14 protein-coding genes are annotated in these 16,531 nt (G+C 63.5%); 13 read left to right on the plus strand and 1 reads right to left on the minus strand.

Features of this window, described 5'->3' with window-relative positions; genetic code table 11:
* Positions 1 to 30: 30 nt before the first annotated feature.
* The 13 genes from FA702_RS01295 to istB all read left to right on the plus strand — a co-directional run bounded on the left by FA702_RS01295 (position 31) and on the right by istB (position 15,515).
* Positions 31 to 2,091 (plus strand): ParB/RepB/Spo0J family partition protein, encoded by a 2,061-nt coding sequence (locus tag FA702_RS01295; protein ID WP_136954697.1) that lies wholly within the window; start codon positions 31 to 33, stop codon positions 2,089 to 2,091.
* A gap of 140 nt (positions 2,092 to 2,231) precedes the next feature.
* Positions 2,232 to 6,530 (plus strand): strawberry notch family protein, encoded by a 4,299-nt coding sequence (locus FA702_RS01300; RefSeq protein ID WP_136954698.1) that lies wholly within the window; start codon positions 2,232 to 2,234, stop codon positions 6,528 to 6,530.
* A gap of 131 nt (positions 6,531 to 6,661) precedes the next feature.
* Positions 6,662 to 7,057, plus strand: coding sequence for a hypothetical protein (locus FA702_RS01305; protein ID WP_136954699.1), 396 nt, complete (start codon positions 6,662 to 6,664; stop codon positions 7,055 to 7,057).
* A 93-nt stretch (positions 7,058 to 7,150) separates the two neighbouring features.
* Positions 7,151 to 7,453: a hypothetical protein gene (locus tag FA702_RS01310; RefSeq protein ID WP_136954700.1), complete on the plus strand. Its 303-nt coding sequence runs from the start codon at positions 7,151 to 7,153 to the stop codon at positions 7,451 to 7,453.
* 41 nt (positions 7,454 to 7,494) lie between these two features.
* On the plus strand, positions 7,495 to 7,980 hold the full coding sequence (locus tag FA702_RS01315; RefSeq protein WP_136954701.1) for a hypothetical protein: 486 nt from the start codon (positions 7,495 to 7,497) through the stop codon (positions 7,978 to 7,980).
* Positions 7,973 to 8,605, plus strand: a complete 633-nt coding sequence (locus FA702_RS01320) for a hypothetical protein (protein ID WP_136954702.1) — start codon at positions 7,973 to 7,975, stop codon at positions 8,603 to 8,605. The genes FA702_RS01315 and FA702_RS01320 overlap by 8 nt, the downstream gene beginning before the upstream one ends.
* A gap of 25 nt (positions 8,606 to 8,630) precedes the next feature.
* Complete coding sequence (locus tag FA702_RS01325) at positions 8,631 to 9,332, plus strand: hypothetical protein (protein WP_136957195.1); 702 nt, start codon at positions 8,631 to 8,633, stop codon at positions 9,330 to 9,332.
* Between the two features lie 95 nt (positions 9,333 to 9,427).
* On the plus strand, positions 9,428 to 10,666 hold the full coding sequence (locus FA702_RS01330) for a DUF932 domain-containing protein (protein ID WP_370385486.1): 1,239 nt from the start codon (positions 9,428 to 9,430) through the stop codon (positions 10,664 to 10,666).
* A gap of 84 nt (positions 10,667 to 10,750) precedes the next feature.
* Positions 10,751 to 11,038, plus strand: coding sequence for a hypothetical protein (locus tag FA702_RS01335; protein ID WP_136954703.1), 288 nt, complete (start codon positions 10,751 to 10,753; stop codon positions 11,036 to 11,038).
* Between the two features lie 196 nt (positions 11,039 to 11,234).
* The gene (locus tag FA702_RS01340; RefSeq protein ID WP_136954704.1) at positions 11,235 to 11,711 is read left to right on the plus strand and encodes a hypothetical protein; all 477 of its coding nucleotides are present in this window, start codon (positions 11,235 to 11,237) and stop codon (positions 11,709 to 11,711) included.
* A 27-nt stretch (positions 11,712 to 11,738) separates the two neighbouring features.
* A complete protein-coding gene (locus tag FA702_RS01345; RefSeq protein ID WP_136954705.1) occupies positions 11,739 to 12,863 on the plus strand; it encodes a phosphoadenosine phosphosulfate reductase family protein in 1,125 nt (374 codons plus the stop codon).
* 313 nt (positions 12,864 to 13,176) lie between these two features.
* Entirely contained in the window at positions 13,177 to 14,697 is a 1,521-nt protein-coding gene (gene istA / locus FA702_RS01350) for an IS21 family transposase (RefSeq protein ID WP_136954706.1), read from the plus strand.
* Entirely contained in the window at positions 14,694 to 15,515 is an 822-nt protein-coding gene (gene istB / locus FA702_RS01355) for an IS21-like element helper ATPase IstB (protein WP_370385487.1), read from the plus strand. The genes istA and istB overlap by 4 nt, the downstream gene beginning before the upstream one ends.
* A gap of 140 nt (positions 15,516 to 15,655) precedes the next feature.
* Here the strand turns inward: istB and FA702_RS01360 are convergent, their stop codons facing one another.
* Entirely contained in the window at positions 15,656 to 16,519 is an 864-nt protein-coding gene (locus tag FA702_RS01360; protein WP_168195969.1) for a TonB-dependent receptor plug domain-containing protein, read from the minus strand.
* Positions 16,520 to 16,531: the final 12 nt, after the last annotated feature.

The following is a 16,531-nucleotide window of genomic DNA, read 5'->3' on the forward strand; positions in this document are numbered from 1 at the left end:
GGTCTGGCCTCGTCCGTCAGGAGAATATCCATGTCCCAACCCATCATCCTCGTACCAGCGAGCAAGCTCGCCAAGTCGCCGAGCAATGTGCGCAAGGCCAGCGACGCCGAGGCCGACGCCCAGCTTGAAGCCAGCATTGTTGCGCACGGCGTGCTGCAGAACCTCATCGGCTTGCCCGTCGCGCGCAAGAAGGGGCAATACCGCATCACCGCCGGCGGTCGCCGCCTCGATGCCGTCCATCGCGCAATCGAAAAGGGTGAACTCCCCGCCGACTACGAACTGCCGGTCAAGGTCCTCGCCGATGCCAATGACGCGGTCGAGATCAGCCTGTCAGAGAACTTTTTCAAATTAGCGATGAATCCTGCCGATGCCTGCCGGGCATTCCAGGATATCATCGAGACCGAGAACAAGACGCCGGCCGACATCGCCAAGCGCTTTGGGCTCACCGAGCGCTTCGTGCTCGGGCGCCTGCGGCTCGCCAATCTCGCCGAGCCGGTATTCGAGGCGCTGCGCGAGGGCGCGATCACGCTCGACATCGCCATGGCCTATGCCAGCACATCCGACACCGCGCGCCAGGCCTCGGTGTTCGAACAGCTCGGGCAGGGCTATTACCGCGCCAATGTCGGCGAGATCCGCCGCCAGCTCGCCTCGGGCGGTTATCGCGGCAGCGACCCCAAGGCGCTGCTGGTCGGGCGCGAGGTCTACATCGCTGCGGGCGGCCGGATCGATGCCGATCTCTTCTCCGACGATGCCAGCGAGATGTGGATCGACGGCGACATCCTCGATCATCTCGCCGAGGAACAGCTCGCCGCCGCCGCCGAAGCGATCCGCGAGCGCGAAGGCTATGCCCAGATCCGCCCGGTCGCCGCATCTCACATTCCCTACACCGAGACCTATGGCCTGCGGCAAGTGCAGGGCGATCTGCCGCCGCTCACCGACGAGGAAGAAGCGCGCTGCGAGGCGATCCAGGTCGAACTCGAAGCGATCGAAGAAGCCGCTTCGGACGAAAACGGCGAGGGCTACACCGAGGACGACGAAGCCCGGGTTCAGGCGCTCGAAGCCGAATACGACGCGATTCAGTCGCGCACGCCGGTCCTCACCGATGAGCAGAAGGCCTCGGCGCTCGCCTATGTCGTGATCGGCCGCGACGGCCAGCCTCGCATCCACGAGCAGCTCTATGTCGCGCCGGTGGAAACGTCTGAGCACGATGGCGACGACGGCGAAGGCGATGAAGGCGACGATGGACTGGACCACAGCGGCGAGAGCGATGGCCCGGCCAAACCCGTCGTCAGCCAGCGGCTCGCCGACGAGCTGGCGATGATGAAGTCCGAACTACTCAGCGTCCATGTCGCGAGCGATCCGCGTTTTGCGCTCGATGTCGGCACCTTCATTATGGCTGATGCCGCGACCCGCCATTACGGCAGCATGGATCTCGCGAGCGAACTGCGTGCACGGTCGCCGTCCCCTCGCGTCGCCAATTTCGAGAGCGGGACGCTTGCGGCCGCGGAATGGGCGAAACTCGACGGGGCGCTCGACCGCAGCTGGATCGACCATGACGATGTGCGGGACCGCTACGACGCGTTCTGCGCGCTGTCCGACGAGGCGCGGGCCGCCTGGCTGGGCTGGGCGGTCGCGCGCACCTTCGATGCGGTGCCTGCCGGCCGGACGGGTAGCGCGTTCATCGATCATCTCGGTTCCAAGCTTACGATCGACGTCGCGGCCTGGTGGCGGCCGAGCGCGAAGAATTACTTCGACCGGATCACCAAGCCCGCGATCCTCGACCTGTTCGAGGCAGTCGGCGGCGTCGAACTGCGGCATCGCTACGGCGCGTCGAAAAAGCATGATCTCGCCGCGTCGGCCGAAAAGCTGTTCGCTGGCGACATCCTCGTCGAAGCCGAGACGAAGGAGCGGGCGATGAGCTGGCTGCCCGATGCCATGCGATTCGTGCCGGTCGATGACACCGCGCGTTCGATGATCGACTCGGAGGGCGAGCAGACCGAGGAAGGGGACGCCGCAGCGGAAACCGATCTGGGCATCGAGCCCGGCGATCATGAGGACGACGGCACGGAATCGCTCGCAGCCGCTGCCTGACCAACAACCCAACCCTCCCGACGGGGCCGCGGCGCACATGCCGCGGCCCCGTTTCCTTGTGCCCGGCCGATGGGGAGCAAGGGGGGAGGGCGATTGGCGACGGGGCGGATGGCCGCCCGAACTCCCAAGGATCACCTGCTATGAACATGCCGCTTCTCAAGCTTGCAGAGCCGGAAATCGACATCGGCGCCACAAGGTGCGAAAAGCTGTTTTCGGTCGCCAGGATTGTGGTGGACACGCTCGCCCATTCCGGCACCGTCACCCGCCAGTTTCTCACCCGATTGATGGCCGAGGCTTTCGGTGCGTCCGATGCCAATGGGGCGTGGTCGATGCGCGATGCCTATGACGCCCTGGAAACGGCGCAGGTGCTGCTGCTCGGCCGCGACGACTGGCAGGTGGGGCAGGGCGACGATCCACAGGCTACCTTCGCGGGGCTGCTCGCTTTCCAGAACCGCCTGCCGACCCAGAGCTACCGCTCCGAGCGCCAAGTCGATCTCCAGCAGTTCAGCACCCCGCTTGCGCTCGCCTGGCTCGCTGCGCGAGCCGCCAGGATCACGTCGTCGGACTACGCGCTCGAACCCTCGGCGGGCACCGGCATGCTCGCGGCCCATGCCGCGAGGGCGGGCGCACGCTTGCTGCTCAACGAACGCGACGACCAGCGTGCCGCACTGCTCGGCCTCGCGTTCCGCCATGACGTCACCACCCATGACGCCGAGTTCATCCACGACAGACTGACCACCGGCCTTGCCCCGAGCGTAGTCCTGATCAACCCGCCCTTCAGCCGCAGCGAGGGGCGCGGTCGTGATCGCCATGCCGGCGCGCGCCACTTGCGTTCAGCCCTGCTCCGGCTTGCCCACGGCGGACGCTGCGTCGCGATCATGTCGCCGGGTTTCGCCTCTGACGGCAGCGCAGCCGCCGGTTACACCGCAGTCGCCGAAGTCGTTTGCCCGCGTGCTGAAATCACCATCCTCGGCAATCCCTACGCCAAGCACGGCACCAGCATCGCGGTGCGGCTGATCATCTACGACAAGGGCTGGGCGGGCCAGACGGCGCGCCATACGGTCGATAGCATCGAGGCGGCGCTGCCGATCGTGCTCGGCCTTCCGGATCGCCTCGATCCCTCGCAATCGCCGCCGCCCGCGCCTGCTATGGCGCAGCCGCTTGTGCGGCTCGCTCCAAAGGCGTCGCCATCGGCATTGTTCGCGGGTCTGGCAGGTCCGCGCCTGGTTACGCCCAAGCGCGAGCCGCGCATCGACGATGTCCCGCTTCCGCTCGACTATAGCGTCCGCGACATGCCGCTCCCCGCGGGCGATCCTGTCGGCATATATGTCCCCTGGCGGCTTTCCCGCATCGAGATTGCAGGTGCCAAGGCCCACCCCGACCAACTGGTCGAGTCGGTCGCCATGGCCTCGGTTCTGCCGCCCGCGCCGAGCTACCGCCCGCTGCTGCAGCAGCGCGCCGTTTTGGCCCTGTCCGATGCCCAGCTCGAAACCGTCATCCATGCGGGCGAAGCCTTCGAGCGCAACCTGCCGGGCGTCTTTCTCCCAAACGATGCTGGCGACCAGCTCAACGAGGCGCCGGGCGGTCATGTCTACCGCACCGGCTATTTCATCGGCGACGGCACCGGCGTCGGCAAGGGGCGCGAGGTTGCGGCCTGCATTCTTGACCAGTGGAACCGGGGACGCCGCAAGGCGGCGTGGATATCGGTCGCCTCCGGCCTCGTCGAAGATGCCCGCCGCGACTGGGCTGCGCTCGGGGGCCTCCCCATCGACATCCAGCCGCTCGACGCCTTCCCGCTCGGCCATTCCATCGGCATGGACAGCGGCATCCTGTTCCTGACCTACGCGACACTGCGCTCCTCTCGCCATGACGAGGCCTCGCGCCTCCAGCAGATCCGGACGTGGCTGGGCGAAGACTTCGACGGCATGCTGGTGTTCGACGAAGCGCATGCGCTCGCCAATGCCGCCGGCACCGAGACCGAGTTCGGCGCGGCTAGGGGTTCCGAGCAGGGGCTGGCGGGCGTGCGCCTGCAGCATGCGCTGCCTCGCGCGCGGGTGCTCTATGTCTCGGCGACGGGCGCGACCGATCCCGCCAACCTCTGCTATGCAGCCAGGCTTGGCCTCTGGGGGCCGGGCACGGCGTTTCGTGATCGGGCTGCGTTCATGGCGGCGATGAACAATGGCGGGATCGCAGCCATGGAAATCGTTGCCCGCGACTTGAAGGCCATGGGGCTTTATACCGCCCGGGCCCTGAGCTTCGCAGGTGTCGAGTATGAGGCGCTCGAACATCGGCTGACCATAGATCAGATCGCTATCTACGATACCTACTGCGATGCGTGGCAAATAATACATTCCAACCTGGCCGAGGCCATGAAGGCTTCGAACATTGTCGATCGCATGTCGGGCGACACCTTGAACGCGCAGGCCAAGGGGGCTGCGCTATCCAAATTCGAGAGCGCGAAGCAGCGATTCTTCAGCCAGGTTCTGGTTTCGATGAAGATACCGAGCGTGATCCGCTCGATCGAGGCGGAACTGGCCGCAGGCCATGTCGCTGTCGTTCAGCTCGTCACCACGGCTGCCGCCATTCTCGACCGGCGGCTCGCCGCACTTTCGGCGCAGGATCGGGCTCACCTCATGCTGGATATCTCTCCGCTTCAGACGCTCGTGGATTATCTCCAGAACGCTTTTCCAACGAGGCAACTGCGCGCCTTCCGGGCGAGCGACGGAACGATGCGCTCGGAGATGATGGTGGGCGACGATGGCCAGCCGGTCCATTGCCAGGAGGCGCTCGCCGCGCGTGACGCGCTAATTGAGCAACTCTGCGGTATGCCGCCGATCCCCGCCGCGCTCGATGCCTTGATCGCGCATTTCGGCAGCGAGCAAGTGGCCGAAGTGACCGGGCGCACGAAGCGCATCGTCCTTGATCCACGCGGCAACCAGAAGCTCGAATCCCGCGCAGCCGGCGCTCGTAAAGCCGACAGCGACGATTTCATGGCCGGGCGCAAGACGATCCTCGCGTTTTCCGACGCCGGCGGGACGGGACGCTCTTACCATGCTGATCTCAATTGTGGCAGCGCGGGCAGGCGCCGCATCCACTTTCTGCTCGAGCCGGGCTGGAAAGCTGCAACCGCGATCCAGGGGCTGGGCCGCACTCATCGCACCAATCAGGCGACTCCACCCGTGTTCCGCCCCGTCACCACCGACTGCAAGGGTGAGCGCCGCTTCATCAGCACCATCGCGCGCCGCCTCGATAGCCTCGGCGCCCTGACCCGCGGCCAGCGCCAGACGGGCGGGCAGAACCTATTTGATCCCGCCGACAATTTGGAAAGCGACTATGCCCGTGAAGCGCTGACGCAGTGGTATCACCTGCTCCACGCCGGTAAGCTTTCCAGCACGACAATGGATCAGTTTCAGGCGATGACCGGCTTGAAACTGGTGGAAGAGCAGGGCGGCGGGCTGCTTGAGCGCCTGCCGCCGATCCAGCGCTGGCTCAACCGTATCCTGGCACTGAGGATCGCGACGCAGAATGCGATCTTCGAGGAATATATCGGCCTGATCCAGGCGCGCGTCGATGCCGCGCGCGAAGCGGGCACACTCGATATGGGTGTCGAGACCATTCGCGCTGAGCGAATTGTCCCCCTGTCCGATCAGGTTCTGCGCACGGATCCGCTGACTGGCGCCGAAACCCGGCTGCTCCGGCTTGAACTGCACATGCGCCCCTGGACGACATCCTGGAACCGGCTGATGCATATCTGGGAGGGAACCGACGACATCGCTTTCCTGCGCAATGGCCGTTCGGGCCGGGTGGCGTTGCGGGTACCATCCTGGTCGGTCACCGACGATGAGGGCAAGCCGGTGCCGATGTGTCAGCTCGTCCGGCCGACGGGCACCGATCGCATGTCGATGGGCACGCTCTGGACCAGCCATTGGAAGCCGATCGAACGCGAGGATTTCCGTAAAGCTTGGGAAATGGAGGTGAGCGAAGCCAGCGCGCGACTCGATGTCGAGACGATCAGCGTGGCAACCGGGCTGTTGCTGCCCGTCTGGCACAAGCTGCCTGCCGACGATGTGCGCGTATGGCGGATCGGCGACGCCACTGGCGAGGCGCTGCTCGGTCGGATCGTCATGCCGGCAGCGGTGGAGAAGCTCGAAGCCGAGTTCGGCCTCGCCGCTTCGGTTCGGTTGACGCCAGCCGAACTGATCGCGGCCGCGCGCAGCGACGAGGGTGTGCCGGTGCCGGGCCTCGAGGGCGTTCGCCTGGTGTCGGTCTTCGTCAACAACAGCCGCCGCCTCGAGCTGCGCGGCCAAAATCCGCTGGACCGCGAATGGTTGAAGGCGCGGGGCTGTTTCACCGAAGTCATCGCCTATTCGACACGAACGTTCGTGCCGATGGACCGGGCCGAGGACGTCCTCGCGGCAATAGCGATGGCCTCGGCATGAGCCTTGTTCCACCGAACGGAACTGGCGATTACGCACCCCAAGCCGTCACAAAAAGCTTGCCCTGCCAGATGCCGTCCGCTAATTATTGCGAACCATTCGCAATAATTAGCGAGTCGCCCGGAGCGCATCGCATGACCTATCTTTCGGCGCCCATCGAAGCCGGAGCGATCTCCATCCTCGGACTCGTTCTCGTCTCCGCGCGTCGGTGGCGCGAGGCGCGCGATACCGGACTGGCCGTCCAGCCGCACCTGTACACCGAGCTTGTCCGCGAAGGTGGCGACATCCTGGCGCCAGTGCTGGATAGCTTGATGCATTTCTACGAGATAGTGCTGCGCCGTCCGATGTGCGTGGGACGTGGCGGAATTGCGTCGCCAGACGAAGATTTGCTGCTCGATCTGCTCACCGGCACGAAGCAGAGCCGGGAGGCGTTCAAGGACTTGGCCGGCATGGGTCGCACGTTCGAGACAGCGCTGGCCTCGACCCGTATCATGGTCCGCAAGGCGTTCGGACTTCCCGCCCTCGCCTGACCGGTTTTAGCCGGACCTGAACCGATCGCCCGGAAGGGAAGTGGGGAAGGGGAAGCGCGCTCGGATGGTCGGGCGCCTTTCCCGGAGAAACCCATGGCACACAGCGACCCCATTCTCGACCCGCTCTTCGTCAAGAGCTTCAACGCCGATCTCGAGGCGCTCAACAGTCCGGCCCGCATCGCGATGACCAAGCTTTCGTCGGGCGGAGACGTGTTCGAACTGCTCGACGACGAAGGCCAGTTCGTCACGCTGTTTCCCGCGTCCGCCACGCCCGAAGTCACCGCCGCCGCCTACCGGCTTTACGGCCAGGGCCTCAACCGGGGGCTGCGTGCGGGCGAGGATCTCGCCTGGTCAAAACTGCGCCACCTGATCGGCGCTGCCGCTGTTGAGCGCTGACGCGCGCGTCCCTCTGCATCCCCTGAATCCGGAGAAACATCATGGCAGACCGAGCCAGCGCGTCGATCGTCATCGGCGGCGCCATTCACCGTTCCCACATTCCCGGCCTGATCGAGGCCATTTCCAGCGATGGTGGCCGCGCCGATTGGGACGGCGAACCCCTCGAACCCTCTTCGATCCGCGCGGGCGATACCCTCGATGCCTGCGCATATGAACTGCCCGGCGGCACCTTCGACTGGACCGAGCAATTCTGCGAGGAACGCGGTATTCCCTACGTCCGCAGTTCGGGCAGCTGCGGCGGTGTTTTCGGACCCGAGCGCGTGGTCTTCACGGGCGTCGGTACTGCCGTGCAGTTCGACATGACCGAGAACGACGAGATCGTGCTTGCCCGGAGCCTGGTCCGCGAACTCGGCACGATGGAAGCGGTCGAGGCCTGGTTCGTCCAGGCGGAATTCGTGCCGCCGCCCTTCGCGATCATCGACGATGATGCCGTCGATGCTCCCGTAGAGGAGGCGCTTCATGGCTGACAGTTATGTCCAAGGGAGCTTCGCCTTCACCTGCACAAACGCGGAAATGGCGCTGATCGAGGAAGCTTTCCAGGCGAGCTACGACCTCGAAGCGGGAAGCACGTCGGGCGATCCCACGCCGGAGTTCTTGGCAGCCTTTCCACCACTCGAACCCGGCGATCCCTGGAGCGGATTTGTCGGCATCTTTCCCGATCCCGATTTCCCCAATTTCGGGGTCGATTTCGAGGGCGGCAACACACTCGATCGGCCGGATGTCAGCACGGTCCATCTCTACAGTACGACCGACTTCCAGCCCGACGCCTTGGCACGACTGATCCAGCATTGCTGTCAATCCACATTGCAGCAGGCGCCGATCGGCTTCGAGTGGGCTTGTAGCTGTTCACGTGCCCGGATTGGTGAGTTCGGCGGCGGTGCCGGTGCTATCTTCCCTGATCGCATTGTCTTCGACAACACCGCGCAGATGCTCCAACGGGCGCTGAATAGCGATCCGTACGATGCCCCGCCGCCTGGGCAGGGGCATTGGGACGAGTTTCCAGAACATCCGCTTGCCGATTGGCAGGCCGAGGTTGCCAATGGCGATACACGCCTCGGCTATCCCGCCTGGGCTGCCGTGCGCGCAGCCTGACCCTTCAGACACGAGGACAGTATCCATGACCATATCCGCACCGGCGGAGCCTTCGGCGCGCCTATACAGCCAGACCGACCACGACGAACGCGGCAATTTTCACTATCAGGGCGATCTTTATTGCCCCGCCGACGATTTACCGGTGCTGTGCCGCCGGATCGAACGGCATCTGGCCAGCCAGTTCCCCGAAGTCCGCTTCGCCATTCGCAGCGAGCGATTTTCCGGCGGCCGCAAGATCATTGCCGAGGTGCTTGATGCGCCGGATGATTTGACAACCCGGGAGGCGCAGGAGGCCTTCATCGCCAGGGTGCGCGATCAGATCGAGCGTTTCGGTTACGCCCGCTCCAACTTCTACCAGGACTTCATGGCGGTCTCCTTCTACAACGAAGTGCGCATCGTCCCGGCCTATTGGGCAGCGCTTGCGGCCCGGCGTGGGCCCGCCAATCCCGTCGATAACCTGGTATCGCTGGCGAGCTTCAAGAAGCGCCTCAAGCCCGGCGACAGCCTGACCCTGCTGCACGCGCCCTACAAGCATCGGGCGCTGGGCACGGCCCGCAAGGTCATCCAGATCCGCTCGAAGGATTTCGTGTTCGAGGGGCGCAGCTATTGCGACTTTCCGCGCGCCAGCAGTTTTGCCTGCGACGGGCGCCTGGTGCGGATCGCTGTCGGCAACGAGCACGAGCCGGATGCGCACGTTCTTTACGAATGGCTGCCCGCTGCGGCCTGAACGCGCGGGGTGCTGGAAGGAAGGGGGTGGGAGAGGATGAGCGCGGATGCGGCGATGCACCGGCTCTTTTCACCTCAGTTTCCAGGAGCAGCTTCATGGCCAGTCTTGCCCGCGTAATCGACCACGATGTCCTCGACCATCCGGCGCCTGCCGGTTCCTCTCGTGACCGTCCGGTCAGCAGCGGCTACCGGGTCGATATTTCCCGTGGCCGCAATGTCAACCGCGTTTCGTCCGAATGGTTCTCCCGCCCCGACGACGAACGCTTTCTGTCGCTGACCGCGCTGCACGACAGCGTTCGTCGGCGTGCTGATCGCGCCACAACGCGCATCGTCGAGAGCCGGGCGGTGCGGGTCGAGGCGCGCAGCGACAATCCCGAGCGGCTCTCATTGATCGTGCCCGGCGACGAGCGGCCGATCGCGCCCACCAACTGGTCGTTCGGGCAGCTCGCCAGCCTGGTCGGCGCGCCCGCGTCCTATCTGCGCACGCTCCCCGCCGCGCTTGCCGGCATCAACATGCAGCATGGCCTCCTCTCGCATCGCGGCGAGCAGGTGAAACTGTTCCAGACCGACGATGGGCGGACGGAACTGCGCGCCGTAACTGGGCCAGATTACGGTCGTATATTCGACCACGAACTCGTGAGCGCCGTCATGCGGATCGCCGGGAACGGCGTTGGCGATACCCGCTGGAAGGTACCGGGTGTGCTCGATTGGGGCAGCATGATCTACAATCCCCATGTCGATGTAAGTCTGGAGACGACCACGCTCTACGCGTCCGACCGCGATGTGTTCGTATTCTTGGTCGACGATTTGCACCCGATCGAGGCCGGTAAATTGCCCAATGGTGAGCCCGATCTCTACTTTCGCGGTTTTTACGCCTGGAACTCAGAAGTCGGCGCCAAGGCATTGGGAATCGCGACTTTCTATCTCCGAGCTGTGTGTCAGAATCGAAACCTCTGGGGTGTCGAAAATTTCGAGGAAATCAACATCCGCCACTCGAAGTTCGCCGCCAATCGTTTCGCCCACGAGGCCGCGCCCGCGCTCGAACACTTCGCCGATTCCTCGCCGAGAAGCTTCGTCGAGGGGATCAAACAGGCCCGCGAACGCATCGTCGCTCGTAAGGACGAGGACCGTGAGGATTTCCTGCGGAAGCGCGGCTTCACCAAGGCCGAAACCGGCAAGATCATCGCGACGGTGCTCGCCGAGGAAGGCCACCCGCCCGAGAGCCTATATGACTTCGTGCAGGGCATCACCGCGCATGCCCGCACCAAGGCCAACCAGGACACACGCCTCGAAATCGAGGGCAAGGCGCGCAAGCTCCTCGAAAAGGTCAACTGAGCCGCCCATGACCATGCCGGTGCCGCGCCTTCGCCGACGGGGCACCGGCATGCCCACATCCCGTCAACCGACAAGGAGATCGCCGTGGAGTTCGGGCGCTACCTCGTGCTCAGCACCGTACATGTCTGCATGAAGACCGCCGACCTGCTCGACGCCTGGGCCGTGCTTGAACCGTCCAGCCGTCCGCTGGCGGTCGCTTCGACGCATTATGGATGGTTCATTCCGACCCGCGAGGCCGAGGAACCCGATCGTCAGCAGATCCCTGAAGAGGTGCTCGCCGCCATGCGCTTTGGGCGCGACCAAGGCTGCGACTACCTGCTGTTCGACTGCGATGCCGACGAAATCACCAGCCTGACCGTATTTCCCTGGTAATGCCACATCGGACGTCGTGATTGGCCGTGGCACGAAGACGTCACTGTTCGCGACGCAACGCGAAGACAGCGTTGTGCCCGCACGCCCGAATGCCCAGCGACTGCAATCCCGCCCTCTGCATGTTGGTCAGTGATCCCGAAGGGAAGGGAGGAGGCCGTGCGCAGGCTCGGAAAGCGGGTGGTGACAGGAGGACTCCATGAAAATCGAACTACGCCGCATCAATCACAATCCGAAACTGTCGGAAGAGACCAATGCCTATTCGGCGGAGGTCTGGATCGATGGCGAGCATGCTTTCGACGCCCGCAATCAGGGGCAGGGCGGCTGTGATTTCTACCGCCAGACCGGGCGATGGACCGAGGCCGAAGTCAGTGCCTGGCTCAAGGCCAATCGTCCGATCCGCGCTTTCCAGGGCCTCACCCTTGAACATGACCTCGAGGCTGAAGTCGGCGACCTGCTTGCGCACGAACTCGAACATCGCAGGCTGAAGCGGTTGCTGCGCACCAACCTCGTCACGATCGAGCGGGGCCAGATATTCCAGTATCCGCTGCGCAAGCGCCCCCTCGACCTTGTGGCGCGGGCAGTCACCGCCACCAATCCTGCTGCCGTGATCGTGAATGGCGGCGGTGATGAGGTAATCCGCCAGGCGCTCGCCATTCTCCTCGCTGTAAACTGACTCCAAAACCGGCATCGGAGAAACGCGGTGGCTATCACGCTCTCATCAGTGCGTCCAATCGATGGCACGGACCTAGACGCTGCCATTGATGACCTGATCATCTACGCAATAGCGCGCCGTGCCTGGTTCGCCTTCAATCTGTCGGGCGGCAAGGACTCCACCGCCTCTGCCCAGGCCGCCATCGCCCTGCTCGACCATATGGGACATCCTCGCGAACGGCGCATCGCTATCCATGCCGATCTCGGCCGCGCCGAATGGCGTTCGACACCCGCGACTGTCGCCGCGATCGCTGAGCGTCTTGGCCTTCCGCTCATCGTAGTGCGCCGCAGTGCCGGCGACATGATCGCGCGCTGGGAACAGCGCTTCGCCAACGGGTGCCGCCGCTACGAGAATCTCGAACTCTACCATCTGATCGGTCCGTGGAGTCAGGCCAACAAGCGCTTCTGCACCTCGGAATTGAAGGCGCAGGTGATTGGACCGGCGCTGGCCCGGCGGTATCGCGGCGATACGGTCGTTTCGGTGATCGGCCTTCGCCGCGCCGAAAGCCATGGTCGGCGGGATACGCCGATTTCACGGGCAGACGAGCGCTTCGCCAAGCCGGGGAATGCCGCAGGCACCCGGATGATTAACTGGTATCCCGGCGTCGACTGGACGGTCGAGGATGTCTTTGCAGCCCATGCCCGTCATGGCCTGCCGCTACATGAGGCCTATTGCCGCTTCGGTGCGACCCGGTTGTCCTGCGCCTTTTGCGTCCTTGCCTCCGCCCACGACCTTGCCGCGGCTGTCGATGCCGCCGACAATCGCGATCTCTATCGTCATCTGGTCGGCATGGAGGCGGCTTCGACCTTCTCGTTCCAGCCCGGGCGCTGGCTCGCCGACGTGGCTCCGCGCCTGCTCACACCGTCGCTGCACCGGGATATAGTGCAGGCCAAAGCCGATGCCGCAGAGCGCCGTGCGATCGAGGCCGCAATGCCGCCCGGCCTGCGCTTCGTGAAGGGCAAGCCGCCACGGCTACCGACGCTGGATGAAGCGAAGGCCGTTGCAGCGGCGCGGGCCGGAATTCTCAGTCGCCACGGTCTTGACAATCACTTTCCCGATGCCGCTTCAGTACGCCGGAGGTTCGTCGAACTCATCGACGCACGCGCTGCATGATGGCTGAGCAGTTTGGTGTCTGTGCGACAAAGGGGAGGCGGGGAGATCGGGTGAGGCGAGGGGAATGGTCCAACCGCCCCATCCGGAGTGCGGCCATGTCCCTTCCTGCCACCATCCAGACTGCCGTCGGTCAGTCCATCCTCGGAAAAATCACGAGATTATATAATAATAATAGCGTCGCCGACGTTTTGAACGAGATTCTGCAAAATTGCCTGAGAACACCGGCAATAAAAGGGGCCATTCATCGGACGGTAGCACCGGATTAAAAAGGGGCCACTCCTGCTAGACCTTCGCCTTTGCGCGGAGGCGGAGGGTGAAGAGAGTGGAACTTTATCTCAAGGTTCGCCGCGCTGTGATGATAGACGGGATGAGCCGTCGTTCTGCTGCGCGATTTTATGGTATCAACCGCAAGACCGTCGACAAGATGTTGGCCTTCCCGGCTCCGCCTGAGCATGGTCGGACAGGCGTGAGTTATAGCCGGAAGTTGTCCGGGTTCACCGAGACCATCGATCAGATATTGGAAGATGATCGCAGCGTGCATGCCAAGCAGCGGCATACAGCGGTGCGGATATTCGAGCGCCTGCGCGATGGGCATGGATTTACCGGCGGCATCACGATCGTACGTGATTACGTGGCCGGGGCGAAGCTGCGCAGCCGCGAAGTGTACATTCCCTTGAGCCATAAGCCTGGCCACGCTCAGGTCGATTTTGGTGAGGCGGACGGGATCATTGGCGGCAAGCTGGTGCGGTTCCACTATTTCTGCATGGATCTGCCGCACAGCGATGCGCCATTCATCAAAGCTTATCCTGCCGAGGTGGCCGAGGCTTTTTGTGATGGGCATGTCGCAGCCTTCGCCTTCTTCGGCGGCATTCCGATATCGATCCTATATGACAACACCAAACTTGCTGTGGCGCAGATCTTGGGTGACGGGAAGCGCGAGCGCAGCCGGATGTTCTCGACCCTGCAGAGCCATTACCTGTTCGAAGACAAATTCGGTCGGCCCGGCAAGGGCAACGACAAAGGCAAGGTCGAAGGGCTGGTCGGTTATGTGCGGCGGCACTTCATGGTTCCGATGCCGGTTGCCGATAGCTTTGATGCCATGAACGCGCGCTTTGTCGAACAATGCATGGAGCGCAGGCATGCAGTGCTACGCGGGCACAGCGAAAACATCGAGACGCGCATGCAAGCCGATCTGGCAGCATTTATGTCGCTGCCAGCGGTGCCATTCGATCCCTGCCATATTGTGACGGGGCGTGCCTCGTCGATGTCACTGGTGCGCTATCGCACCAATGATTACTCAGTGCCCACGGCCTATGCCCATCAGGAGGTGGTGATCAAAGGCTATGTCGACCGTGTCGCGGTGATCTGCCGGGGTGAACAGATTGCGGTGCATCCGCGCAGCTATGAACGCGAAGACTTCATCGCCAATCCGTTGCACTACCTGGCGCTTCTGGAGCAAAAGCCGCGCGCACTTGATCAGGCCGCACCGCTTGATGGCTGGGTTCTGGCCGAGCCAATGCATCGCATCCGGCGATTGATGGAGGCGCGTAGCGGCAAAGAAGGGCGGCGCGAGTTTATCCAGGTGCTGCGGCTTTGTGAGCGGTTCGAGCAAAGCCTTGTGGAATGGGCAGTGGCTCATGCCTTGGATCTGGGGGCGATCAGCTTCGATGCCGTGAAGATGATCGCGCTGGCGCGGCTCGAGCGGCGGCCACCGCGGCTTGACTTGCAGTTTTATCCGCACCTGCCACGCGCAGATGTCGGGCGCACTGACCCGCGTAGCTATATGGGCTTGCTGTCGCAGACAGGCGGTTCCCCGGCGGGAGTATTGGCATGACCGAGTCCCTGATGCCGCTGCCTGCCATGGCGCAAACTTCTACCAGCGTTCCGCCAGCGGTGTTGCTGGCCAACCACCTCAAGGCGCTCAAGTTGCCAACCTTTGCGCGTGAGCATGAAAAGGTCGCCTTTGAAGCAGCGCAAGACCGTGCCGATTATCCGCGCTATCTGCTGCGGCTATGCGAGCTCGAGCGGATCGACCGCGAACGCCGGATGGTGGAACGCCGCATTCGCATGGCCAAGTTCCCGCACACCAAGAGCTTCGACACGTTTGATTTTACCGCCCAGCCATCGCTGAACAAAGCACTGGTGCTGGAACTGGCGCGCGGGGAATGGATCGAACAGCGGCGTAATGTTATTGCGTTGGGGCCGAGCGGTACAGGCAAAACGCACGCCGCCCTCGCATTGGGTCTTGCCGCTTGCCAGAAGGGCCAAAGCGTGGCGTTCACCACCGCGGCAGCGCTGGTGCATGACCTGATGGAGGCCAGAGATGAGCGGCGATTACGCATGCTCCAGAAGCAACTGGCATCAGTCAAGCTGCTGATCTTGGACGAACTCGGCTACGTGCCGTTCACTGCCGTCGGCGGCGAACTCCTGTTCGAAGTGCTCAGCCAGCGATACGAACGCGGCAGCACGCTGATCACCAGCAACCTACCGTTCGACGAATGGACATCGGTGTTCGGCTCCGAACGCCTTACCGGCGCGCTCCTCGACCGGCTAACCCACCATGTCCACATCCTCGAGATGAATGGTGACAGCTTCCGTCTTGCTAGCAGCCGTAAGCGACAAAAGGAAAAGGAGAGCAGCAAGATGACCTGATCAGAAACGGCAATCGGCGTCGGGAAATCGGCTTCCGCTACGCTACAGCCGCTTCCCCGACGCCGATTAAACCCAGCCTCAAACTGAGGCTTTTTGTTTGAATTGACTGGCCCACTTTTAAACCGGTGGCTGGCCCCATTTTATACCGGCGTTGACATTACCGTCGTGCCGGTGATCTTGTACGCGAATGCGGTCTTGAACTTGTCCTCGGGCGAGGACAAGTATTTGGGCCGGATATGGAATTCACCGCCTTCCCAGAAATAACCGGCGTCGAGATCGATGGCGAACCGCTTCGTCGGCTTGTCCTCGACTTCGCGTGACGACAGCAATCCGGCCGCAGTCAGCTTGTCCTTGCTCTTGATGTTCGGCTCATCGACGTATGACACCGCGCCCTGAAAGCCGAAATGTTCGCCGAAGCGGTTGCCATAGGCAAAGGAGCCACCCCAGCCGTCATCGCTCCCGAACTTCGTGCCGCCCAGCGCAATGTCGGCATCGATCTGCTGCTCCTCGGGGATGGCGCGGGTCTCGACATGGACGCGGCCGACAAGCCCGTCCGCTTCGAACTCGGCGGGAGCGTTGCGGATCACGGTGACCGAACCGATCAGGGCGTTGGGCAGGATGTCGAGGTTGAACTCGCGCTTCTCGCCGCCGCCCGGCAACTGGATGCCATCGACCTGCAGGCGCGAATATTCCTTGTCGAGGCCGCGCAGGCGCAAATCCTTGTCTTCGCCAGGACCGCCGCCGGTATAGACGCCGGGCAGCCGCTTGATGACGCCGTTGAGAATGAAGCCCGAAGGACGACGTTCGATGTCCTTGCGGGTGATCGTCGCGGTTGCCGAAGTGTCATTGGTGATGACGACACTGTTTTCGGAGGCACCGGCCATGCTGAGACTCGGAAGAAGGACGCTGTTGTCGAGTTCCTCCTGCGACACCTCACCCTTCTGGGGGCCTCCGTCCGTTTCAGCGGCAAGGGCGGGCTGGGCGAACAGTCCGATAAGGGCCACCCCGATCATCCA

Origin of the sequence: Novosphingobium sp. EMRT-2 (assembly GCF_005145025.1) — a bacterium.
Taxonomy (GTDB): Bacteria; Pseudomonadota; Alphaproteobacteria; order Sphingomonadales; family Sphingomonadaceae; genus Novosphingobium.